The 22,045-nt window shown below is 39.1% G+C and carries 22 protein-coding genes and 1 pseudogene; 13 read left to right on the top strand and 10 right to left on the bottom strand.

The genetic code is table 11. The annotated features are described in order from the left end of the window. Window positions 1-4 precede the first annotated feature (4 nt). The 6 genes from ACEW8O_RS16365 (at window position 5) to ACEW8O_RS16340 (ending at window position 4,936) form a co-directional block, all read left to right on the top strand. Window positions 5-679 carry a YggS family pyridoxal phosphate-dependent enzyme gene (locus tag ACEW8O_RS16365; RefSeq protein ID WP_373495700.1) on the top strand — a complete coding sequence of 225 codons (675 nt, stop codon included), beginning with the start codon at window positions 5-7 and terminating at the stop codon, window positions 677-679. Between the two features lies 1 nt (window position 680). Next, window positions 681-1,076: a DUF423 domain-containing protein gene (locus tag ACEW8O_RS16360; RefSeq protein ID WP_373495699.1), complete on the top strand. Its 396-nt coding sequence runs from the start codon at window positions 681-683 to the stop codon at window positions 1,074-1,076. 3 nt (window positions 1,077-1,079) lie between these two features. Then, complete coding sequence (locus tag ACEW8O_RS16355) at window positions 1,080-2,414, top strand: D-alanyl-D-alanine carboxypeptidase (protein ID WP_373495698.1); 1,335 nt, start codon at window positions 1,080-1,082, stop codon at window positions 2,412-2,414. Between the two features lie 249 nt (window positions 2,415-2,663). Beyond that, window positions 2,664-3,125: a hypothetical protein gene (locus ACEW8O_RS16350; protein WP_373495697.1), complete on the top strand. Its 462-nt coding sequence runs from the start codon at window positions 2,664-2,666 to the stop codon at window positions 3,123-3,125. Window positions 3,126-3,181: 56 nt separating this feature from the next. Continuing rightward, on the top strand, window positions 3,182-4,222 hold the full coding sequence (locus ACEW8O_RS16345; protein ID WP_373495696.1) for an LD-carboxypeptidase: 1,041 nt from the start codon (window positions 3,182-3,184) through the stop codon (window positions 4,220-4,222). 63 nt (window positions 4,223-4,285) lie between these two features. Next, window positions 4,286-4,936, top strand: a complete 651-nt coding sequence (locus tag ACEW8O_RS16340) for an SGNH/GDSL hydrolase family protein (RefSeq protein ID WP_373495695.1) — start codon at window positions 4,286-4,288, stop codon at window positions 4,934-4,936. 709 nt (window positions 4,937-5,645) lie between these two features. Here ACEW8O_RS16340 and ACEW8O_RS16335 read toward each other — a convergent pair. Further along, entirely contained in the window at window positions 5,646-6,038 is a 393-nt protein-coding gene (locus ACEW8O_RS16335) for a DUF1573 domain-containing protein (RefSeq protein ID WP_373495694.1), read from the bottom strand. A 17-nt stretch (window positions 6,039-6,055) separates the two neighbouring features. Next, window positions 6,056-7,504 (bottom strand): ATP-dependent RecD-like DNA helicase, encoded by a 1,449-nt coding sequence (locus ACEW8O_RS16330; RefSeq protein ID WP_373495693.1) that lies wholly within the window; start codon window positions 7,502-7,504, stop codon window positions 6,056-6,058. 22 nt (window positions 7,505-7,526) lie between these two features. Here ACEW8O_RS16330 and ACEW8O_RS16325 point away from each other — a divergent pair, with 22 nt between their 5' ends. From ACEW8O_RS16325 to coaD, 4 genes are read left to right on the top strand one after another with little or no spacing between them, the layout of a single operon-like run. Further along, window positions 7,527-8,030, top strand: coding sequence for an NUDIX domain-containing protein (locus tag ACEW8O_RS16325; RefSeq protein ID WP_373495692.1), 504 nt, complete (start codon window positions 7,527-7,529; stop codon window positions 8,028-8,030). Window positions 8,031-8,084: 54 nt separating this feature from the next. After that, complete coding sequence (locus ACEW8O_RS16320; protein ID WP_373495691.1) at window positions 8,085-8,666, top strand: hypothetical protein; 582 nt, start codon at window positions 8,085-8,087, stop codon at window positions 8,664-8,666. A gap of 2 nt (window positions 8,667-8,668) precedes the next feature. Continuing rightward, a complete protein-coding gene (locus ACEW8O_RS16315; RefSeq protein ID WP_373495690.1) occupies window positions 8,669-9,502 on the top strand; it encodes a DUF3822 family protein in 834 nt (277 codons plus the stop codon). Window positions 9,503-9,513: 11 nt separating this feature from the next. Next, the gene (gene coaD, locus ACEW8O_RS16310; protein ID WP_373495689.1) at window positions 9,514-9,969 is read left to right on the top strand and encodes a pantetheine-phosphate adenylyltransferase; all 456 of its coding nucleotides are present in this window, start codon (window positions 9,514-9,516) and stop codon (window positions 9,967-9,969) included. On the opposite strand, the gene ACEW8O_RS16305 is transcribed toward coaD, so the two are convergent. Next, complete coding sequence (locus tag ACEW8O_RS16305) at window positions 9,957-10,643, bottom strand: NUDIX domain-containing protein (RefSeq protein ID WP_373495688.1); 687 nt, start codon at window positions 10,641-10,643, stop codon at window positions 9,957-9,959. The genes coaD and ACEW8O_RS16305 overlap by 13 nt on opposite strands. A gap of 107 nt (window positions 10,644-10,750) precedes the next feature. Between ACEW8O_RS16305 and pyrE the strand changes: the two genes are divergently transcribed. Next, on the top strand, window positions 10,751-11,401 hold the full coding sequence (gene pyrE, locus ACEW8O_RS16300; protein ID WP_373495687.1) for an orotate phosphoribosyltransferase: 651 nt from the start codon (window positions 10,751-10,753) through the stop codon (window positions 11,399-11,401). Window positions 11,402-11,556: 155 nt separating this feature from the next. Here pyrE and ACEW8O_RS16295 read toward each other — a convergent pair whose 3' ends face one another. From ACEW8O_RS16295 to ACEW8O_RS16285, 3 genes are read right to left on the bottom strand one after another with little or no spacing between them, the layout of a single operon-like run. Beyond that, entirely contained in the window at window positions 11,557-12,321 is a 765-nt protein-coding gene (locus tag ACEW8O_RS16295; protein WP_373495686.1) for a TIGR02757 family protein, read from the bottom strand. Further along, on the bottom strand, window positions 12,321-12,875 hold the full coding sequence (locus ACEW8O_RS16290) for a hypothetical protein (protein WP_373495685.1): 555 nt from the start codon (window positions 12,873-12,875) through the stop codon (window positions 12,321-12,323). Before ACEW8O_RS16290 ends, ACEW8O_RS16295 begins: the two co-directional genes overlap by 1 nt. Window positions 12,876-12,885: 10 nt before the next feature. After that, a complete protein-coding gene (locus ACEW8O_RS16285; RefSeq protein WP_373495684.1) occupies window positions 12,886-14,028 on the bottom strand; it encodes a LysM peptidoglycan-binding domain-containing protein in 1,143 nt (380 codons plus the stop codon). Between the two features lie 321 nt (window positions 14,029-14,349). Here ACEW8O_RS16285 and ACEW8O_RS16280 point away from each other — a divergent pair, with 321 nt between their 5' ends. Then, window positions 14,350-17,529 carry a WD40/YVTN/BNR-like repeat-containing protein gene (locus ACEW8O_RS16280; protein ID WP_373495683.1) on the top strand — a complete coding sequence of 1,060 codons (3,180 nt, stop codon included), beginning with the start codon at window positions 14,350-14,352 and terminating at the stop codon, window positions 17,527-17,529. A gap of 91 nt (window positions 17,530-17,620) precedes the next feature. Here the strand turns inward: ACEW8O_RS16280 and ACEW8O_RS16275 are convergent. Continuing rightward, a pseudogene (locus ACEW8O_RS16275) lies at window positions 17,621-17,752 on the bottom strand (dTDP-glucose 4,6-dehydratase); the annotation flags it as partial. A gap of 446 nt (window positions 17,753-18,198) precedes the next feature. On the opposite strand from ACEW8O_RS16275, the gene ACEW8O_RS16270 reads away from it, so the two are divergent. Further along, a complete protein-coding gene (locus ACEW8O_RS16270) occupies window positions 18,199-18,840 on the top strand; it encodes a hypothetical protein (protein ID WP_373495682.1) in 642 nt (213 codons plus the stop codon). Window positions 18,841-19,288: 448 nt separating this feature from the next. On the opposite strand, the gene rfbB is transcribed toward ACEW8O_RS16270, so the two are convergent. From rfbB to ACEW8O_RS16255, 3 genes are all read right to left on the bottom strand, one after another. Continuing rightward, entirely contained in the window at window positions 19,289-20,338 is a 1,050-nt protein-coding gene (gene rfbB / locus ACEW8O_RS16265; RefSeq protein ID WP_373495681.1) for a dTDP-glucose 4,6-dehydratase, read from the bottom strand. A gap of 238 nt (window positions 20,339-20,576) precedes the next feature. Further along, on the bottom strand, window positions 20,577-21,629 hold the full coding sequence (locus ACEW8O_RS16260) for an NAD-dependent epimerase (RefSeq protein WP_373495680.1): 1,053 nt from the start codon (window positions 21,627-21,629) through the stop codon (window positions 20,577-20,579). An 88-nt stretch (window positions 21,630-21,717) separates the two neighbouring features. Beyond that, window positions 21,718-22,045: glycosyltransferase (locus ACEW8O_RS16255; RefSeq protein ID WP_373495679.1), on the bottom strand; the 328-nt coding region annotated here is incomplete at its 5' end.

Here is a 22,045-nt window from a genome sequence, read left to right as displayed (position 1 = left end):
AGGAATGAGCATTAAAGAAAACCTTATTAAGGTAAAAAATACTTTTACAAATCCTGAATGCATTTTGGTAGCCGTGAGTAAAACCCAACCGATCATCGCATTGAAGGAAGCTTATGACTTGGGGATCAGGGATTTTGGGGAAAATAAGGTTCAGGAAATGGTGGAAAAACAAGCTGAGCTTCCGGAAGATGTAAGATGGCATATGATTGGGCATCTTCAGACCAAAAAAGTCAAACAAATTGTTTCATTCGTGCACCTAATCCATGGGGTGGATTCTCTCAAATTACTCAAAGAAATCAATAAGCGGGCATTAAAAGAAAACAGGACAATTGATTGTCTCCTACAGATTCACATTGCAAAAGAAGAAAGTAAATTTGGCTTGGATGAAAATGAACTGGAAGAAATAGTTTCCGGGAATGATACCCAATCACTCCAAAACATTAAAATTGTTGGTTTGATGGGTATGGCGACATATACAGAAAATACCGAAATTATCAGAAAAGAATTCAAAATGCTTTACCGGTTATTTTTGGACTTAAAAAAGAGAGATCTCCCCTCCAATTTCGAAATGAAAGAGTTATCAATGGGGATGAGCGGAGATTATATCATTGCACAGGAAGAGGGAAGTACAATGGTCAGAATCGGAACGGCCATTTTTGGTGAAAGAAATTACAAATAAGATGATCAAATTGAACACTATTCTAATTGCCGGAATCCTGGGCGGATTGGCGGTGGCCATCGGGGCTTTTGGCGCACATGGTTTGGAAGCTGTTTTGGAAAGCAATGGACGGAACGAAACCTTTGAAACTGCGGTCAAATATCACTTTTATCATGCATTGGCTTTGTTGGTTATTGGAATATGGCAACGTAAGGAAAATACCACCAAAAGGTTAAATTTAGCTGCTTGGATGTTTTTTGTTGGAATTCTGATTTTTTCCGGATCACTTTATGTGCTATCATTGTCCGGAGTTTCCTGGCTTGGAGCAATCACTCCCATTGGAGGACTGGCATTTATTCTCGGTTGGTTATTCGTGGCCCTAAGTGCAAAAGATAATTCCAATAAAACCCATTTATAAGCTTTGACCGGTAAAATAATATTCATTCGATTACTTAGTTCAATCGGTAAAGCTTTTTGGTTTTTTTCAATTCTGCTTAATTCAGGTTTCAGTTTTGGACAGGAATCGGAAATTGTTGAAAGGTACGTTGGACTTGACAGCTTATTGAATGAAAAATCATTTTTTGGAAACCACCATACAGGATTTGTTCTTTTTGACCTGGACAGTCAAAGGGTCCTGTATGAAAAAAACAGTCACCTCAACTTCATCCCTGCGTCAACCACCAAACTGCTGACATTCTATGCCACTATAATAGTATTAAAGGATAGCCTGCCCGTTTTTAGGTATGTCGAAAATAATGGAGAGATAACACTTTGGGGAACAGGTTTTCCCTCTTGGAAATATAAAGACTTGCCCCAGCCAAAGATTTTAGAGTTCCTTGGAAAGTACAAATCCATCAAGTTTTCAGATGCAAACTGGAAAGATGAGGCTTTTGGATACGGATGGCAGTGGGATGATTATTACTATTCATACTCTTCAGAAAAATCTCCATTTCCTGTTTATGGGAATTTTGTCACCTATTCCAATCAAAAAAGAACGCCTATATCCAATATCCCATATTTCAATAAAGTAAGCATCAATAGATCCAAAGAGACCAAACATGTGGAACGGTCTTTTCATAACAATGACTTTTACTTCAACCCAAACACCTACACTGCTTCCAGATCAGAACTTCCATTTATCACCTCCCCTGAAGTTTTTGTCAAATTGGCCGAAGTTCAAATCAATATACCGGTCGGTTTGAGCAAAGATATTTTGCCTGAATCCCACAAGGTATTAAGAGGTGGCACACTCAGGCCCATTTGGACAGAAATGCTACAGGAAAGCGATAATTTCCTGGCAGAGCAACTTTTATTGATGGTTTCAGATGACCGGTTTTTGGAATTGAATACCGAAAGGGCCATAGATTTTATTCAGAAAACATATTTGCGGGATTTACCTGATAAGCCTCAATGGGTGGACGGTTCCGGACTTTCCCGACACAACCTGATTACCCCAAGATCTATGATTACCCTGTTGGTCAAATTGGAAAAAGCCCTGCCCAGAACCCAGATCATGCAATTACTTCCACAGGGTGGTGTCAACGGTACCCTAAAAAACAACTACAAAGCGAAAAGCCCCTACATATTTGCGAAAACAGGTACAATTAGCAATAACCTCAGTCTCATTGGTTATATCAAAACCGATTCAGGCCATGTCCATGCTTTTGCTTTTATGAACAACAACTATCTCAACAAATCCGCCGAAATCCGAAGGGAAATGGAAAAGGTGATGGTGTATATTAAAGAGAAGTTTTGAGGATTGAGGTGAAAACACATTGATAGGAACCAAATCCAAAAAATCCTATGTTTTATTTTGTGTAATACTCGCTGAATTTCTAATTTATAGCATGGAAAAAAGAAAATTCACTTATGCCGAACCAAGGATAATCGAAGAAAAAAGGATTAAGGAAATAAGAAACCTTTCCTATTTGGAAAGGTTGAATAGACTTTTTGCAATTCTAGAATCTTCAAGAATTTTTAAGACAGGTAAAATCACCAGGAAATCTTGAAAGAGGAACTAATAAATATTTGGAGATGCCTATTTCTATCAAAGGTAGATTATCTCACTGTTGGAGGATTCGCAGTGAACATTTACGGTTTCAATCGAAACACAGGTGATATTGACATTTTAGTAGATGACAATCTGGAAAACCGAAAAAGGCTAAGACATGCAATCAAGGATATGGGGATCGGAGATTTTAAGGAATTAGAAACAGTTCCATTCATCGCAGGTTGGACAGATATTAGCTTGAATTTAGGTATGCGTTTGGATATTATGTCTCAATTAAAAGGCCTGGAAGGAATACCATTTATAGATTTAAAGTTAAAATCAACTCAAATTTCCATTGAAGATTTCACTGTGGATTTCTTGGATTACGAAAGCCTAATCAAAACAAAACAGGCTTGCAACCGTCCCAAAGACATCTTAGATATTGAGGAGTTAGAAAAAATAAATGGGTTAAAATAGGAAAGTTACTGCTAATAAAATGACCATTGGATTTTATAAAATCAAAAATTTTAAAAATGAATAAAAGACTTTTCCTTAAATCTGCCGCCCTTGGAATTGGTGCGCTTCCTTTAGCTTCCATTCTCCCTGTAATGGCTGAGGCTAAAAAAACAATTTTACCAAATTCCTTAAAAAAAGGTGACCTCGTCGGTCTCATAAGCCCCTCTGCTGCCACTTCGGAGAGGATTCAGTTTGACTTTGCAAAAGAGTCATTGGAAGCATTGGGGCTAAAAGTAAGATTGGGTGAAAACCTGAAAAACCGTCGCGGACATCTTGCGGGAACTGATGAAGATAGGGCAAATGATTTCAATGCCATGTTTGCTGACCCTGATGTCCAAGCTGTCATCTGTATAAGAGGTGGATCTGGTGCTGCCAGAATATTGGATAAAATTGACTATAAAGCCATCCAAAAAAATCCAAAGCCCATATTGGGCTATTCCGATATCACGGCATTGCATTGTGCCATTTATTCCCAAACCGGTTTGATCACCTTCCATGGACCGAATGGAACCGGAAGTTGGAACAGTTTCAATGTAAGACAGTTTGAAAAAATGTTCTTTGATCAGGAATTGATGCAGTTTGAAAATGAACAGGTCAAAGGAGATGATCTGATCGTCAAAAAGAACAGAATTCAGGTTCTTAGACCGGGTAAGGCAAAAGGAAGGATTCTCGGTGGAAATCTTACTGTGCTGACTTCTGTCTCCGGTACACCATATAATCCTGATTTTAAAGATGCGATTCTTTTTATCGAAGATATCAGCGAGGACCCTTATAAGATCGATAGGATGATGAGTACCCTTAAACTGAACGGAACCTTGGGTAAAATCAAAGGTTTTATTTTCGGTCAATGCACAGACTGTACACCGGGAGGAGGATATGGCTCATTAACCTTGGATGATATTTTGGATGACTATATACTGCCATTAAATATACCTGCCTATAAAGGTGCCATGATCGGGCATGTGGACAAGCAGTTTGTGATCCCACATGGTGCAGAGGTAGAAATGAATGCAGAATCAGGGACATTCAAGATGACACAACAGGTCTTTAATACGTAAGTTATCTCTATGAAACATCTAACAATAATTTCAATACTGATTTGCTCCCTTTATCTGAATTGTATGGAAAAAGAAAACTCCAAAGATTTTATGGAAGAAAAAACCTTCACTTATCTGGCTCTTGGGGATTCCTATACCATCGGTGAAAGTGTGGATGAAAAAGACAGGTATCCAAACCAAACGGTGAAATTACTGAAAGCCAATGAATTGGAATTCGAAAAACCAACCATCATTGCCAAAACAGGATGGACAACTGATGAATTGACGAAGGGAATAAATGATGCAGGAATAGCAGGTAAAACCTACGATTTGGTCACTTTATTGATTGGTGTCAACAACCAATTCCGTGGCAGGAGTCTTGAAAATTATGAATCTGAATTCAGGACTCTCCTTCAGGATGCCATAATCTTTGCCAAGGGAAATCCAAATAGCGTTGTAGTGATTTCTATTCCGGATTGGGGAGTAACTCCATTTGCGGTAAATCGAGGTTCTGACCAAGAAAAAATAGCAAAAGAGATAGATGAATTTAATGCAGCAAAAAAATCCATTGCTGAACAAATGAATGTTCATTACATAGATATTACAGAAGAGTATCGGGAAATCGGTGCTTTACCCCAAATGGTTGTTTCGGATAATCTCCATCCCAGTGCTTTGGTCTATGAACGATGGGCCAAAAAAATTGAACAAGTTATTTTTGAAAAGATGGATTTCTGACATTTTTATAACGTACAGAAAAGGTAATGACTTTGGGTTACCCGTTAGGCAGCCGTCATTCCGAGTATTTAACATTTTGGAAATGTTCAGAAAATATAATGACATTGGTTTGGCTTATATATGATTAATTTTAGCGAAATTAATGTACAACCAGTAAATAATTGCACTTATCAATAATCTGTCATTGGTAGGTACGAGGAATCTCCAGAGGTTCTATATATGTTCATATTTATCCTTTCCTGATTCTCATGAGACGCTGCTCCGATTAGGTCATTGGTAACTGAATTGGCTGGCTTTATTATTTTAACAAAAAAAATAATGGAACCACAACAGTGACAAAAGAATACAAAAGTTTCTGAATATCAACTTTTGGTGATATAGTCTTTTGTTCCCTCTTGTTTCTTTTGTGGTTCAAATAAAATTTCCTTTGTGATTATCTACATTGATGCCCGTAGCCAAATCATATTGTTTTCACCTCGACTCCGATATATGTAGTTGGTACGTCAAGTCTTGTCCGCCGTGGCGGAAGAGGTCAAATTACCCAATTGGTGGGTATAGATTATCCCAATTGAAAAACTTTCGATTAAAGAAAGTGAGGTTTTTCTGACCAAATCTCGGGATGATTCTATCAATCGGAAAGGTTAAATCATAAAAAAAAGCCTATTAAGAACTTTCTCAATAGGCTTTTATCAATGTCATAGATTATGAATTACTTCTGTCCTTTAGGCAGGACATTAGACATCAAGGATACTTTTTCGATTGGTTCAGAAGCATTTGAGTAAACTCTGATCACTGAGTTTTGCTTTCCCATTTTTCCGGTAGAATTAAAAACCACTTTCAATTCTCCCGTAGTTCCCGGTGCAATAGGCTCTTTTGGCCAATTTGGAGCAGTACATCCGCAAGTCACTGCCACATTCTGAATCATCAACGGAGTATCGCCGGTGTTTTTGAACGTGAAAGTGTGCTCTACCTTATCTCCTTGGGTGATATCCCCAAAGTCGATGGATTTTTCTTCAAATTCAATCACAGGGCCAGCTTTTTCCTGGGCATAGGCGGCAAAGGTGAATATTGTTACCGCCATCAGTAAAATCATCTTTTTCATAGTTGATCTCATTTAGTTTAATTTTCTAAATCAATTGTATTAATGTAAAACCTTTGGTTAAAGTTCACCATAAACAGTTCTTTCTTTGCCCGTGTCATCGCCGTGTACATCCATCTTAGATATTCCTGATTGACCATTTCATCTGTGAGGTAGCCTTGATCTACGAAAACCGCATCCCATTGCCCCCCTTGGGCCTTATGACAAGTCAATGCATACGAAAACTTCACTTGCAATGCCGAAAGATAAGAATCTTTTTTTATCAATTCCATCCTTTCGTTTTTGTTCGCCACATCTGCGTAATCTTCTGACACTTGGCGGTATAGTTCCTTATATTGATCTGAGGTCAGTGAAGGATGAGGACTATGAAGCGTGTCCAATATGACCTTGGCTTCAAAGTAGGGCTCCTCAGGGTAATCAATCAGCCTCAGCTCCAAGGTTGCAAATCTCAGGCCATACATTTCTTCAAACGAACGTATTTTAATAACTTCTGCAAAATCCCCATTTGCAAGAAAACTGACACGGTCAGAATCTGCCATGTAGGTATAATTGTTTTTGACAATCATCAGGATATCCCCGGCGTTGATTTCATCTTCAAAAAAATGGATGGTCTGACGGATATACTGATTGTACTGTACGGCTGATTTATTTGATCTCGTCAATATGATGGTACTTTCTATGCCGTATTTTTGGTAAGCATACCTCAATCCATCCTCCAGTTTTTCTCCTGTCATTCGAAAAAAATCCTTAAAACCTTTGGTGACCAATTGCACCTGTGGATTTTCCAACCACATATTACTTCTGAGAACAGTGGCATTGTACAATATACCTGAAGTCAATTGTTGCCTCATTACTTCTGTTAACTCAATCCCTTCAACCTGTAACCTGAAATGAACCATCAAATAGTCTTTGTCGAGTGCGGGACTTTGGGAACTTCCAACAGGGGGCAGCTGGGCGATATCCCCTACCATCAATAACCTATTGCTCGATTCCTGAAAAATAAAATTGATCAGATCTCTCAGAAGACTTCTTCCTCCTATGGTTTCATCCGCCAGCATGGAGGATTCATCCACTATGAACACTGTTTCTTTAAAATAATTTTTCTGGAGCGTAAATCCTTGACCCAGGTCACCGATATCACCTTTGGGTTTATAAATTATTTTATGGATCGTAAAAGCCGATTTTTTGCTGTAATTACCCATTACTTTGGCTGCACGGCCAGTAGGTGCCAAAAGAAGTGACTTCAATTTCAATCTTGGCAAAGTTTTTACCAATGCAGAAATCAAGGAAGTCTTACCGGTACCTGCATACCCTCTCAACAAAAATGTGGCATTTTTCGGATTTTCTTTCCCAAAAAATAAATCCATCTTTTCAAAAAAGCCAATTTGACCGGAAGTTGGTTCAAATGGAAAATTTCTTTTCAAAAGAAGCGAAGGCTTTAGTACAGCTTCATTATCTTTACTCATCATCAATGACGAAGCTAAGAGATAAATGGCAATTTTGGAAGAAGATATCCATGAGAAATTCGGAGGCAGGTTAAGAACACGTGTAAATGGTATTTTGATTCAAGATGATAAGATTTTAATGATAAAACATAACATGGGCAACGGAAAATACTTTTGGAATGTACCGGGTGGGGGAATGAAATTTGGGAGCTCAAGTACTGAAAATCTTAAAAGAGAATTTATAGAGGAAACAGGAATAGAAATTTCCATAGAAAATTTCCTTTGCACTTACGAATACCTGAAGCCCCCACTTCATGCCGTGGAACTTTACTTTGAAGTCCGACAAACGGGTGGTAAATTAAAAATGGGTATCGATCCAGAGCTTCCTAAGGATCGGCAATTAATCTCTGAAATTGTATTCTTGGACATCAAAAAATTGAATTCTATCAAAAATGATGAAAAACACTACCTATTTTGGGGAATAAAATCCATGAATGATGTGAGATTATGGAAAGGATATTTTAATTTTGAAAATAATTACATAAAATAGCATTCTCATCTCTAATACCATCAACTTTATTTACAGATTAAATCAATCCAAAAAATGACACTAACAAGAATTTTATCGGTTGTTTTCTTAATTGCAGCACTTGGCCTCGGTTACATGTTGTTTAGAAGTGTAGACGACGTATTGCAGGAAGAAAAAAGAATGGCGGCCATCGAAGCAAGGATTATTGAAAAACTTCAAATGCTGAGAGATGCCCAAACAGCTTATATAGCCACAAAGAGTGAGTACGCTGGATCTTGGAATGAATTGAGAAACTTTATTGATAGTGGAAAAATCTGGTTGGTACAGAGGAAAGAAACAACCAAGCTATTGGAATATGGTAAAGAAGAAATTATTGTTGAATTGGACACCTTGGGTTCAGTAAATGTGATGGACTCCTTATTCAACGAAAGAAAATATCCCAACTTCAATCTAGACAACCTACATATTGTTCCTGGGTCAGGTGGAAAACAATTCGAATTTTTTGCTGATAAAGTAGAAAGAAACCAAAGACAAATTCCTGTTTTTGAAATCAGAGATCCGGACCCGATCAATCCGAAAAGAAGGGTAAACAATAAAGAAAAAGCTCTTCGTGTTGGTTCAAGAACTGATTCCTCCACATCTGGAAACTGGGAGTAATCTTGGCTATAAGAACTGATAATATTCTCGAAGAAAAAATTTACTGCGATAAGTTTGATATCCAATCGGTTTCAAACTTATCGCTTTTCTTATTTGAAGACCATTATTTTTATTTTGCCAAAGACCAAAATGATAAAATTCTGGCTATCCAAAGCCAGCCTTACGAAAATCCAAGGTTACTTACTTTCAAGCTTAAGGAAGAAGAACTGCTAAATCTTGACATACCGATAAAGGTTTACAATTATGTTTCCTCATTTTCGCTGATACCGGGGCCTCTTTTTGACCCGGCCTTATCGTCGGTGTTTTTGTTTTTCGCAAACAAACCCACTGAAAACTCCAAAGTTTTTGACACTAGTCTTGAAAGCAATAATTTACATTTAGTAGGATCCATCAGAAAAGACCTGGCTGATCAGCTTTCAGAGGGTAAATCTGATATCAGTTTCAATCATGGAGCAGTTTCCTTTCTATCTTATGTGCTTAAAGAAAAATTTAACTTTTTAAACCAGGAGATTTTGCTTTTGATGCAAAAAAACCATTTTTATCTTGCTGCCTTTTCCAATCAGGAATTCGTTCTTTTCAACAGGTTTGACATCAGCAATAGAGAGGATATGCTAAAATATGTCATGGGAATTACCGGCCAATTGGAATTCAATAAAAACTATTTCAGACTGACAATATTTGGTGACGCTAGCCATCATCAAATTGACAATGAATGGATTTCCCAATATTTCAAAAACATTAACATCACTTCCCCAAGCCCAAACGTCCAGTACCATGATGGGGCGGAAAAATTCCAAAAACCTGAGGTATTTGAATCATATTGGGAAATTCCATAAACCTTTGATAAATGAAGAAAACCGCAATATTTCCAGGTTCCTTTGATCCCTTTACCAAAGGACATCATGACATAGTCATGAGGAGTCTCAACCTGTTTGATGAGGTAATTATTGCAATAGGATACAATTCGGCCAAACACAATAGGTATTTTGAAATTGACCTGATGGTGAAAAAAATATCCGGGATTTATCAGGACAATACCAATGTCAAAGTGATGGTATATAATGAACTTACTTCAACACTGGCAAAGAAATATCAGGCTAATTTCTTGGTGCGGGGTTTGAGAAATACCACGGATTTTGAGTATGAAAATACCATCAGCCAAATGAACCGAAATCTCAATCCTGACCTTGAAACTGTTTTTTTGATCACCTCACCTGAGTTTGCAGCGGTGAGTTCCACGATTATACGGGAAGTTCACCGATATGGCGGGAACGTGCAAGGTTACCTTCCTTATACCTTGTGAAGCTTGGGTACAAGTTTTAAAAATCTCTTGTACAAATACCTCATAGAGGGGTAGGAATTCACCAGTGCTGTTTTTGCCTCATTGTGGCCCATCCACCTGATATCCGCTATCCCTTCTTCCTTTTGGGGCTTCATATCCAGGTCACTCAGGCATTCCATAGCATACCAATAGGTTTTTTTCAGAATGCTTTTCCTGTCATGGGTATAGGTATGCCATGTTTTACAGATTAATGGCCCTAGTTTGACTTTGATATTACATTCTTCCTCCACTTCCCTGTGGGCACATTCTTCGGGTGTTTCACCCTTTTCAAACTTCCCTTTGGGTAAATCCCACTTGCTGAGTCTATGGATAAAAAGGACTTTATTTCCTTTGGTCACAACTCCTCCTGCCGCTTTGATGACTGTAAACCTGCTCTTGATAAATGATTTCATCACCGCTTCATCTTTGGCTACCACAGTGACAGAGTCAAGGTGTTTGAGCTTTCGGGTACGCAGAAGGTACAATAATTTGATGATGACATCCTTTGTCGGCTCTATGATAAGAACATCATCATGAAAATCACCTGTAGCGGGAATATCCACGGGATGGTCATAGATACATTCAAAAGTTTTGTCAGCAGATAGTTCCTCAGGAGTAATTAAATCCAAAGGTTTATCATTGATAAAAATCTTCATGACCGGCGGGATTTTCTTGGTAGCTTTTAAAATATTTAACTCAAAAATGCATAAAATATTTAAGCCTGCACAATACCCACTTACTTTTTATCCCTTAATTTTAAGCCATGGAATTACTCAATAAAAAAACCGCATCGGAAATAGCCAACAAACTATTGGAAATAGAAGCAATACGGCTTCAGCCATCAAAACCTTTTACCTGGGCATCAGGTTGGAAATCACCCATCTATTGTGACAATAGACTTTCCCTTTCCTACCCTGCTGTCAGGACTTTTATAAAATTATGTCTATCGCAAGCAGTGAAAGAACATTTTCCAACAGCAGAGTCAATCGCCGGCGTGGCCACAGCCGGTATACCACAGGGTGCACTATTAGCTGACGAACTGAATCTGCCATTCATCTATGTAAGATCCAAACCCAAAGATCACGGAATGAAAAACATGATAGAAGGTAAAGTCATCCCCGGACAAAAGGTAGTTGTGGTGGAAGATTTGGTCTCTACCGGTGGTAGTTCCCTAAAAGCAGTGGTAGATTTAAAAACAGCTGGTTTTGAGGTTCTTGGAATGGTTGCCATTTTTACCTATGGCTTTGAAATCGCCAAACAGAATTTTGAAGAAGCCGGTGTGAAACTTATTTGCCTGAGTGATTATTCTGCCATGTTACCACAGGCATTGGCCAATGATTATATTGATGACAACACGCTTGCATCATTGGTGGAATGGAGAAAAGACCCTGCTTCCTGGAAACCCGATAAATAAATACATCCTTATCTGAATCCTTACCTATAAAGATGGAATCCTAATCTTATAACCGTTTAAATGTTAATTCATGCGAACTTCGGTCTTCCGACTTCCGTCACAAAAAGCAAAGAAAATTAGGTAACTGACATCATAACGGGTAATTATATATACATTTAAAACTTCTCCTCCACTCCCAACCCAAAAAGCGCAAAATCATATTTGACAGGATCTTGAGGATCAAATTCCCTTAATTTACCTGTCAATTCTTTTGCAGTCATCCAATCGGTCTGTTTTCTGGTTATCAATCCAAGTTTTCTTGCCACCCTGTCCACATGGAGGTCACAAGGACATACCAATTGATAAGGCTTGATGGTTTTCCATATTCCAAAATCTACTCCATTACCGTCCTGCCTGACCATCCACCTCAAAAACATATTCAGTCTTTTACATGCTGAATTTCTCTTAGGGGTTGTTACATGCTTTCTTGTTCTGTTAGGGGCGTGGGAAAGCTGAAAGAAATAATCATGGAAATTAGCAAGAAGATTTTCGACAATGTCCTTATCGGGTGTCCATCCAATGGTAAAAGCATTTTCCAGACTTTCATGTTGCTGATAATACCATGAAAAAAAATCAATGAAATAGAGCGTATCCAAATCATTGAAAGTGCGGTGCTTGAAATCCAAAAAAGGTTTGAGATCCGATTCCAAATGATTGAGGACAAAATCATGCGGGGCATTATCCATAATAGCCATCAGCTTCAGACATTTGTTGATGATGGTCTTCCTTTGTCCCCAAGCTAATGTTGCTGCAAAAAAACCGGCAATTTCGATATCCTGTGGTTTACTGAACCGGCGCGGAACCGAAACCGGGTCCAATTCGATAAAACTATGTTGATTATATTGGATTACCTTTTGGTCTAAAAAACTTCTGATATCCATTACAGGGCAACTTTCACTTCTCCGCCCTGAATTCCGTCAAACCATTTGAAAAGTAGATTATTGCCTTTTTTCTCTGAGAGATGCCAGTCAAAACATTTGATATTGGTCAAAGGTGTAAGCCTATCAGAATCAGGGTCATAAAGGCAGATATCAAAGTCGGGCAGTTCTTTGGAATCTGTGGAATTCCATCTTTCAAGTAAAATCCCCTCATCCATAAACCTGACTTTACTTCCAAAATAAAAATCCTGAAGTACAGAAGGTATTCCATCAGTTCTCCTCAATTCAAAACACGAAGGTCCAAACATAATCTGTTTGTACATTTTAGCTTCCAGCAGGCCATTAGGTTGGTTTAAAGGTTTCCAATCCGATTCAAGGACCTCGATATTGTCTTTTCCACTTCTCAATCCTGCCAATAATCTTGATATCCCGGAAAAGATATAGGTTAAACCAATTAAAACCAGGCCAAAAGTGGCCATTATGGGATAGGATATTACAAAAAAGACATTCCAAATAAACCTGAAAAAATGATGGAAGATTAATTGCAACTTTTTCATTCTACCTAAGTCAATATGAGATTTCAACAGGAAATCTGGCATTCACAGCTCTTAGTTGTTCAAAGGCAGCCTTGGAAAGTTTAATGATCAACCTGGTGTTGTCACCTGTTTCAGGAAGTTTTCCGACAACCCTTGCAAAGATGGTGATGTCATTTTCTTCATTTCTGACTCTCATGATTGTCCCGACAGGAGCATCTCTGTGCAGTACCAAATATTTTTTGTGGTTTCCGGTCCCTTCTATCAATTCAGCAAGACCTGTTTGTTTTATGTTTTTGTAAGCTGTGTTATCATCTTCGTCTGATCCTCGACTGCTTAAAGTAGCATTTGTCCTTTCATTGTTGATGATTACGGGGACAGAGGAAGTTATTACAGGTACATTTGAATTGGCCTCCCTTCCTACTTTGAGCTTTTGGCCCACGGAGATATTATTAGAGGATAGCGCATTCCAGGTAATGATATCCTCCATGTTTGCATCATATTTTTTCGAAATGGCAAAAAGGGTTTCCCCTTGTCCTACGGAATGGGTAATCCAATCACCTGGTAGGTTTGCTCCAATGCTCTCAGGATTCCTACTTGCCACCGGTTTTTCTTCAACAGCTTTTTCTGCTGGCTTCGCAATGGTTTCATTTCCAGATTTGGAAACAACAGGCTTTTCTGAGGATGAAGGAACAGGAGTTGTGGAAGCAGGAGTCGTAGGAGCAGCTTTTTGTGGTGCTACTGCTTTTTCTGCTACACCTTCAATTATCAAGGATTGGCCAACACTCAGATCAGTTCCCTGAAGGTTGTTCCATTTCAAAACATCACTAACCGTTACATTGTACCTTTTAGAGATGGCAAACAAAGTTTCTCCAGGTTCTACTTTATGTAGCTTAGCCCCCTCAGGCAATACAGCTTTGGCAATAAAAGGGACTTTAATCCTTTGTCCCAATTTGAGACCATCCTGAAGTTGCGCATTATTCTGAATGATTTCATTGACGGCCACTTGATACCTTCTTGAAATACCAAATAAGGTCTCTCTCTCCTCTACCTGATGGATAATGAAGGTTTTATCTCCGACTTTTTCAATCCCAACAGAATCTCTCAATACCAATTCCGACGCTTTAGCTCCAAAACTAAGAGCGATACAGAATCCAAAAACAACTATATTTTTCATAAAGTTTTAACCTACTTTTTCGTGTGCAAAGTTCAGATTTATTTCCTCAAATGCAAGGAAAGAAATCACTGATGGCAATAATCCCGTCTCCTTGGAATAAGAACGAAGATTGTACAATTTATTTCAACTTTTAGTCATTTTGAAATACCAACAATGATTTATCCAAGAATAATAGAAAAGAAAAACCAAAGACAAAATGATTTTTGAAAAGGCTACCTAATCTATATTCCACCTATCAAAAGAATATCCCCTCTAAACTAAAATCAATATTTTCCTGTCCCAAATTGCACTTATTTAATCACTATAAACTTAAACTTCAAAATGAAAAAAAGAATATTCACCCAAATTTGTTTTTTGGGATTGGGGATGTTGCTGCTGGTTTTTAGTCCGCAGTTCAGCCTTATCGCCCAACAAATTGACATGAGTCAGTTCAAAGAAATGAAAGCCCGGAATGTTGGCCCTGCTGCTATGAGCGGAAGAATTACAGCCATAGATGCCGTGGATGACAATCCTACAATCATGTATGCCGGCGCAGCTTCGGGTGGTCTGTGGAAATCCACCTCAGGAGGTCTCACCTGGAAACCGATTTTTGATGAGGAAAAGGTCCACTCGATCGGTGCCATTTCCATTTACCAGAAAAACCCAAATATCATTTGGGTAGGAACCGGTGAAGGCAACCCAAGAAATTCCCTGAATATGGGATATGGCGTTTACAGGTCTTTGGATGCAGGTAAAACATGGCAAATGATGGGGCTGGAAAAAACCAGGGCTATTCACAGAATAATCGTACATCCCGATGATCCCAATACAGTTTTTGTCGGTGCTATTGGTTCGCCTTGGGGAGAACAAGAGGAAAGAGGTGTCTATAAAACCACAGACGGAGGTAAAACCTGGAATAAGATTCTTTATACAGATACCAAAACAGGTGTCGGTGAAATGATCATGGATCCGAACAATCCCAACAAGATCTTTGTCAATATGTGGGAGCACCGTCGCTATCCATGGTTTTTCAATTCAGGTGGAGCATCGTCAGGTTTGTTTGTAACCCATGATGGCGGTGACAACTGGAAAAAACTGGATGATAAAAACGGCCTGCCAAAAGGCACTTTGGGCAGGAGCGGTCTTGCCATCTCCAAAGCCAATAGCAATAAAGTATATGCTTTGGTAGAATCTACCAAGAATGCCCTGTATGTTTCAGAAGATGGTGGAGATAATTTCAAAATGGTAAATGACAAACCGGAAATCGGTGATCGGCCTTTTTACTATTTTGAGATCCATGCTGATCCCAAGAATCCGGACAGAATTTATACACTTTATTCCAGAGTAGGTATGAGTGAAGATGGAGGGCGTACTTTCACCCAATTGCTTACTTATGAAGGTGTTCACCCGGACCATCATGCCTGGTATATCAATCCCAATGATCCAAATCTCATGATCGATGGAAACGATGGCGGTCTGAACATTACACGTGACGGAGGGAAAACATGGTACTTTGCCGAAAACATTCCCGTTGGACAATGGTATCATATCAACGTGGACAATGAAGTGCCTTACAATATCTATGGTGGACTTCAGGACAACGGTAGCTGGGTAGGACCAGCCTATGTTTGGAGAAAGGATGGTATCAGAAATACCTATTGGCAGGAGATCCAATTCGGTGATGGTTTTGATGTCGTATCAGATCCGGAAAACTCCAGGTATGGCTATTCCATGTCACAGGGAGGAAATGTCACCCGATTTGACAAAAAAACAGGTCATAAAAGGACAATCAAACCCACTCATCCGGATAAAGACGTCTTCTTAAGATTCAACTGGAATGCAGCATTGGCGCAAGATCCACATGATGCAGCCACGATTTACTACGGTAGCCAATTTCTACACAAAAGCACAGACCGTGGAGAAACCTGGGAAATCATTTCCCCGGATCTATCAACCGATGACCCTGAAAAACAAAAACAGCAAGAAACAGGTGGGCTGACCTTTGATATCACAGGTGCAGAAATTCACACTACCATTATTGCCATTGCACCAAGTCCAGTGGATAAAAATGTGATTTGGGTAGGTACCGATGACGGCAATGTACAGGTAACCAGAGATGGTGGAAAAACATGGACCAATACTGCAGCCAAGCTCACAGGTTTACCAAAAGCGAGTTGGATTCCCCAGATTCAGGCCTCAAAGTATGATGCAGGGGAAGCCTGGATTGTAGCCAACAACTACAGGAACAATGATTTCTCTGCTTATGTTTATCGAACCAAAAATTATGGAAATACCTACGAAAGGATAGCTGATGATAATAAAGTTTGGGGATATACACTTTCCATCATTCAGGATCCTGTTGAACCCAACTTGGTTTTCCTGGGAACAGAATTCGCATTGTATGTGAGTTTTGACAATGCCAGGACCTGGAATCAATGGAGACATGGCTATCCAAATGCTGTTTCAACTTATGACTTGGTCATACAGGAAAGAGAAGCAGATTTGGTGATCGGGACTTTTGGACGTTCAATTTATGTGTTGGATGACATCAGGCCCTTGAGAATCTTTGCCAAAAACCAAGGCAAGGCACCTGCCGGTAAAATCACTGCAGTTCCTTCACCGGATGCGTATCAGGCGGAAATCCATCAGCCACATGGAGAGCGATTTCCTGCGAACGGCAAATATGCTGCTGAAAACAGGCCATTGGGCGGAAGGTTAAATTTTGTGATCAATGATCCCGGAAAAGAAAAGATGGATTCCGTAACTGTTTCCATTTTTGATGCAGCGGGTCAACAAATCAGAACCATCAAAAAACTGCCAACCCATGGCGTCAATCAGGTAATCTGGAATCTAGATCGCAAATACTCAGGGGATACTCCACCTAGGCGAGACGGTGAAGGTTCAAGTAGTCGCGGATTCATTGAACCAAGCGGAGGTGATGCGCTTCCCGGCACTTACAAAGTAGTCTATCAATACGGTGACACGAGTTCTAAGGGCTCAATAGTAGTTCATACGGATCCAAGAATAAAGACTGATATGGCAAGCCTAAAAGCACGTGAAGAATTCATTAAGCAGACAGAAGTATTATCCGCCAAAGTCATGAAAGCCACAAGACAGCTTGACGATGCCAAAAATACAGTGGACAAAATTCTGACCTTCGCCAAAGGTGTTGACGATGAAGAAGTAAAAGAACTGGTAAAACTTGCTGAGGAGACGAAGAAGAAAATTGACAGCACAAGAGAAGCTTTCTACGGACCTACGAGAGAAGGGCAGGGAATTGTCAGGAATTTGTACCCATCTACCATGACCAGATTATATGCCCCAAGAAGCTACGCAAACTCCTCTTATGAAGCTCCGGGACCAACTGAGGACAGGTTGTTGCAACATGCCAAAGAAAGTGCTGAAGAGGCGCTGAAAGTATGGAATGAATTCTTCGAAAATGACTGGAAAGCATTTGAAGAAAAAGCCAGAAATACCAAAATTGATATTTTCAAGGAAATTGAGAAAGTGGAAATAAGGTAGGGTGATTTAAAATTACAATAAAAAACCATCATAGACTAACTATGGTGGTTTTTTTATTTTGTATAAAAATTTTGATTCTCCCCATTTACTATCACCCCCCATAATGCTCCTCATAATACTTCTGGTAAATGCCTGAGGTCACATTATTCAGCCAGTCTTTATTTTTCAAATACCAATCAATTGTTTTTTCGATCCCCTCTTCAAATTGCAGGCTTGGTTCCCAAAAGACTCCACCAAAAATGTTATCCGTTATTCAGATTTCCTACATAATGACATGGTCTATTCATTATTTATGTGGATGGGGCTGATGATAATACAGGGAATGAAGACCATTACAAATATTAACTTAATGTTATATTTTATAAAGTTAGACACTTAATGGGGGCATTTCAATGTGTAGAAAAATCAAGTGGAAATTTCACTTCAAACTTCAAGTTGTACATCAAATTTTTAAAAGGAAAAAGGTCATCACATTCTTTAAGTAAAAAACAATTCGAGTTAGAGGAATCACAGATTAATAGGTAGGTGAGCTATTTTGTAGTTCATGGCATTAATGTGTTCCTTCCCATCAACAACCCCCTGAATTTTAGCTTTGGGTGATTCAGATTTTAAAAGCAAAATCTTTATCTTTATTCTAACACTAACATTCAAAAACTAAATTTTAAAACAATGAAAAAGAATCAATTAATTTTAGGAAAGTTACTATCTGTATTTTGGGTAGTATGTATTATTACTGTGACATTGTCTTGTGAAGGACCTGAAGGTCCGAAGGGTCAGGACGGTATTCCAGGAGAAGTCGGAGCAACTGGTCCCCAAGGACCTCAAGGTGTCGAAGGGCCAAGGGGAGTTCCAGGTGAAAGGGGGGTTACCGGTGAAAGAGGACCAATCGGACCTGCTGGGCCTAAAGGGGACAAAGGCGATACTGGAAACGCCAATGTTACCTTGTATACTTTCGGTCAAGTTAACTTTTCAGTAGTTCAAACTATATCAGTCTCAATACCACTTTTATCTGGAGAAGTTTTGGAGCGTGTTATGTTATTGCCATTTTTGGTAAGCATTTCTGGGAATATTTTTCCAGTTCCAGGACCAGGACAATTAAATTTTACACAATACAGCAGCATTCAAATTCCTGCAACAAATTCATCTGTTTTAAGAATAGACAGGGTTAATGGTCCTGGTGAATTTTATTCAAGTATCCGTGTATTCAAGATTGTCGCCAATTCCACAGTAAATGGAAGAATCCAATTGCCGGACATTGATTGGCAGGATTACAATGCTGTTTCTGATTACTTTGGATTTGAAGACCAATAGCATAGCAATAGAATTATTAATTCAGTTTTAATTTAACCGCCATGAGAATTTTATAGTTTTTTATTACTGTCGTCCGAGATCAAAAGTATGCAGAATAATTTAATCTGAGAATAATACAAAATGAAAGATGGGAAGCTTTTTGGAGCTGTCCCCTTCTGGTTGTAGAATGGTGTTGACGCTAGGCCTAGTTTGAAACTACGCCTATTTATTTGAATAAATTTGCAATTCATGTCTCAAGAGTTAACTCAAGAAAGGTGAAGAGCTTCAACTGCGAAATTGGCCAATTACAAATTGGTAAGAATATAAAGGTGAAGTTGCAAACTTCACCCAGTCACCGCCGAAGGTTTATTCTTCACCTAGAGGGGGTAACTTGAGAAAGGTGATGACCTTCAACTGCGAAGAAATACTAAAAAAACTTGATAATTTGGAAAACTAACAACTTTATCTATCACCCCCCATAATGCTCCTCATAATACTTCTGATAATTGCCTGAGGTCACATTATTCAGCCAGTCTTCATTTTTCAAATACCAATCGATGGTTTTTTCAATTCCTTCCTCAAATTGCAGGCTAGGTTCCCATCCAAGTTCTTTTTGGATTTTTGAGGCGTCAATGGCATAGCGGTGGTCATGGCCTGCCCTGTCTTTCACATAAGTGATCAGCTTTTCTGAAGTGCCCGATTCCCTGCCGAGTTTGGCATCCATTTTTTGACAAAGCAATTGAACGATATCAATGTTTTTCCATTCATTGAAGCCTCCAATATTATAGGTCTCACCTGTCTTACCCTGATGGAAAACCAGGTCAATGGCTTTGGCATGATCGACAACATACAGCCAATCCCTGACATTTTCTCCTTTACCATATACAGGCAAAGGCTTGTTGTTTTTGATGTTGTGGATACAAAGGGGAATCAGTTTCTCAGGAAATTGATTGGGGCCGTAATTGTTGGAGCAATTGGTAATGACGGTTTTCATTTTATAAGTATTGGCATAAGCCCTTACAAAATGATCAGAAGAAGCCTTGGATGCAGAATACGGTGATTGGGGATCGTAAGGGGTAGTTTCTGTAAAGAAGCCTCCATCCTCTAATGATCCATATACCTCATCGGTAGAGATATGGTAAAACAAATGATTTTCCAGATCTCCCCAATAAGCTTTTGCTACATTCAGCAAATTAACCGTGCCTATTACATTGGTCTTTACAAAAGCCAAAGGATCTGTAATGGACCTGTCCACATGGGATTCGGCAGCCAAATGGATTACATCTGTAACTGCATGTTTTGCAAAAACAGCTTCTAATTCAGCCACATCCAATAAGTTTACTTTCTCAAAAAAGTAATTTGGACTTTCTTCAATTTCTCTCAGATTCTCAAGATTCCCGGCGTAGGTCAGGCAATCGAGGTTGATGATATTGTAATCAGGGTATTTTTCTACAAAAAGATTCACTACATGACAGCCTATAAAACCGGCACCACCTGTGATGAGTATATTTTTTTTCATATTGGAAAATTGGAAGATTGGAAAATTGTAAAATTATGCCAAAATCTGGCAATATGTATGTACGCAAAGATGCCAGTAAAATGGCAATTCAATATAATTCTTGTCAAAAGATTGAAATGTACGGTACATCGGTCTTCCGACTTCGTCCCGATAGCTATCGGGATCCGTCTTGTCTGTAGTAGAATATTGGGTTACTGGCAAAGAAGCGGATATCCATTTCTGGCAATTATCTAAGAATTTATTTCCCGTAAAATTCATTGTACCAGGCCACAAATTTGGCGACTCCATCTTCGACTGAGGTATTGGGCTTGTAACCTGTATCTCTTTTCAGGTCTGTAACATCCGCATAAGTGGCGGGCACATCGCCTTGTTGCAGCGGCAACATGTTTTTCTTTGCTGTTTTACCTAAGGCTTTTTCCAACGCACCGATATAGTCCATCAATTCCACCGGACTGGAATTGCCAATATTGTAAACTTTATAAGGCGCATAAGAACTTCCGGGTTCGGGGTTATCGCCGTTCCATTCCGGGTTTGGAGTAGCAGGTCTATCAGCTACCCGGACAACTCCTTCAACAATATCATCTATGTAGGTAAAATCTCTTCTCATTTTACCATGGTTGAATACCTGAATCGGTTCATCTTTTTTGATTGCCTCAATGAACAGGAACAAAGCCATATCCGGCCTGCCCCAAGGTCCATAAACCGTAAAAAACCGCAACCCGGTAGTGGGAATATTGAATAAATGGCTATAGGTATGCGCCATCAGTTCATTTGATTTTTTGGTGGCGGCGTACAAACTTACCGGATGGTCAATGTTATGGTTGGTGGCAAAGGGCATTTTGGTATTGGCACCATAAACAGAACTGGAAGAAGCATACACCAAATGCTTGACAGGATAGGCCCGACATGCTTCCAGAATATTTAAGAATCCCTGAATATTGGCCTGAATATATACATCGGGATTGGTCAATGAATACCTTACGCCAGCTTGGGCAGCAAGATTGATGACCACATCCACTTTTTCTTTTTCAAATATTGCCATCATGGTCTCTTTATCAGAGAGGTCCATTTGATAAAAAGTATAAGACTCATATTTGCCGGAATGGACTGCTTTCCCTAATGAAATCTGATCTTTGTCAATTCCACACTCTTCCAACCTCCTGTATTTCAGATTGACATCATAATAGTCATTGATCACATCAAGACCGACGACGGCATCACCTCTTTTTAAAAGATATTGGGCGACATGAAAGCCTATAAATCCGGCAGTACCGGTAATCAGATATTTCATCTTATTTTTTATTAAAATTGAATAACCAAAAAAACAAATAATTTCAAAATATGTAACCCAAATCCTTAATTAATTTGGATTAAACCTGTTATTTCATCTCGATTTTTTCTTGGGGGACAAATTTGCTGTATTCTTCCAAAATCAAATGATGCATATTTCCTCTCTCATATTTTGCAGTCACTTCCTCAAAAAGGTTATCCGCTAAGGATTGCATGTAATCTCTTTTCACATAGGCAAACTCAAGCGCATCTTTCAAAACCTCTGTCTTCCTGACGGGGAAAACCAAACCTGTTTTTTTATTGGTGACAATATCCAGGTTGCCAATGATATCAGAACAAATCACAGGAACCTGCATCGCTCCTGCCTCCAATAAGACATTGGGGAAACCCTCTCTATGGGAAGCATGCACCAACACA

The organism is Aquiflexum sp., from assembly GCF_041749095.1.
In the GTDB taxonomy this organism is placed as follows: Bacteria; Bacteroidota; Bacteroidia; order Cytophagales; family Cyclobacteriaceae; genus Aquiflexum.
Note: the sequence above shows the minus strand (reverse complement) of the source record. Positions and strands in the feature narration are given on the sequence as shown.

Excerpts from the sequence above, each read along its gene's own strand:
- pyrE (WP_373495687.1), top strand. The coding sequence starts at position 10,751 with ATGGAATTACTCAATAAAAAAACCGCATCGGAAATAGCCAACAAACTA.
- ACEW8O_RS16270 (WP_373495682.1), top strand. The coding sequence starts at position 18,199 with ATGAAAAAGAATCAATTAATTTTAGGAAAGTTACTATCTGTATTTTGG.
- ACEW8O_RS16320 (WP_373495691.1), top strand. The coding sequence starts at position 8,085 with ATGACACTAACAAGAATTTTATCGGTTGTTTTCTTAATTGCAGCACTT.
- ACEW8O_RS16290 (WP_373495685.1), bottom strand. The coding sequence starts at position 12,875 with ATGAAAAAGTTGCAATTAATCTTCCATCATTTTTTCAGGTTTATTTGG.
- ACEW8O_RS16305 (WP_373495688.1), bottom strand. The coding sequence starts at position 10,643 with ATGAAGATTTTTATCAATGATAAACCTTTGGATTTAATTACTCCTGAG.
- ACEW8O_RS16360 (WP_373495699.1), top strand. The coding sequence starts at position 681 with ATGATCAAATTGAACACTATTCTAATTGCCGGAATCCTGGGCGGATTG.
- ACEW8O_RS16330 (WP_373495693.1), bottom strand. The coding sequence starts at position 7,504 with ATGATGAGTAAAGATAATGAAGCTGTACTAAAGCCTTCGCTTCTTTTG.
- ACEW8O_RS16345 (WP_373495696.1), top strand. The coding sequence starts at position 3,182 with ATGAATAAAAGACTTTTCCTTAAATCTGCCGCCCTTGGAATTGGTGCG.
- ACEW8O_RS16365 (WP_373495700.1), top strand. The coding sequence starts at position 5 with ATGAGCATTAAAGAAAACCTTATTAAGGTAAAAAATACTTTTACAAAT.
- rfbB (WP_373495681.1), bottom strand. The coding sequence starts at position 20,338 with ATGAAAAAAAATATACTCATCACAGGTGGTGCCGGTTTTATAGGCTGT.
- coaD (WP_373495689.1), top strand. The coding sequence starts at position 9,514 with ATGAAGAAAACCGCAATATTTCCAGGTTCCTTTGATCCCTTTACCAAA.
- ACEW8O_RS16285 (WP_373495684.1), bottom strand. The coding sequence starts at position 14,028 with ATGAAAAATATAGTTGTTTTTGGATTCTGTATCGCTCTTAGTTTTGGA.
- ACEW8O_RS16280 (WP_373495683.1), top strand. The coding sequence starts at position 14,350 with ATGAAAAAAAGAATATTCACCCAAATTTGTTTTTTGGGATTGGGGATG.
- ACEW8O_RS16260 (WP_373495680.1), bottom strand. The coding sequence starts at position 21,629 with ATGAAATATCTGATTACCGGTACTGCCGGATTTATAGGCTTTCATGTC.
- ACEW8O_RS16325 (WP_373495692.1), top strand. The coding sequence starts at position 7,527 with ATGGCAATTTTGGAAGAAGATATCCATGAGAAATTCGGAGGCAGGTTA.
- ACEW8O_RS16295 (WP_373495686.1), bottom strand. The coding sequence starts at position 12,321 with ATGGATATCAGAAGTTTTTTAGACCAAAAGGTAATCCAATATAATCAA.
- ACEW8O_RS16335 (WP_373495694.1), bottom strand. The coding sequence starts at position 6,038 with ATGAAAAAGATGATTTTACTGATGGCGGTAACAATATTCACCTTTGCC.
- ACEW8O_RS16340 (WP_373495695.1), top strand. The coding sequence starts at position 4,286 with ATGGAAAAAGAAAACTCCAAAGATTTTATGGAAGAAAAAACCTTCACT.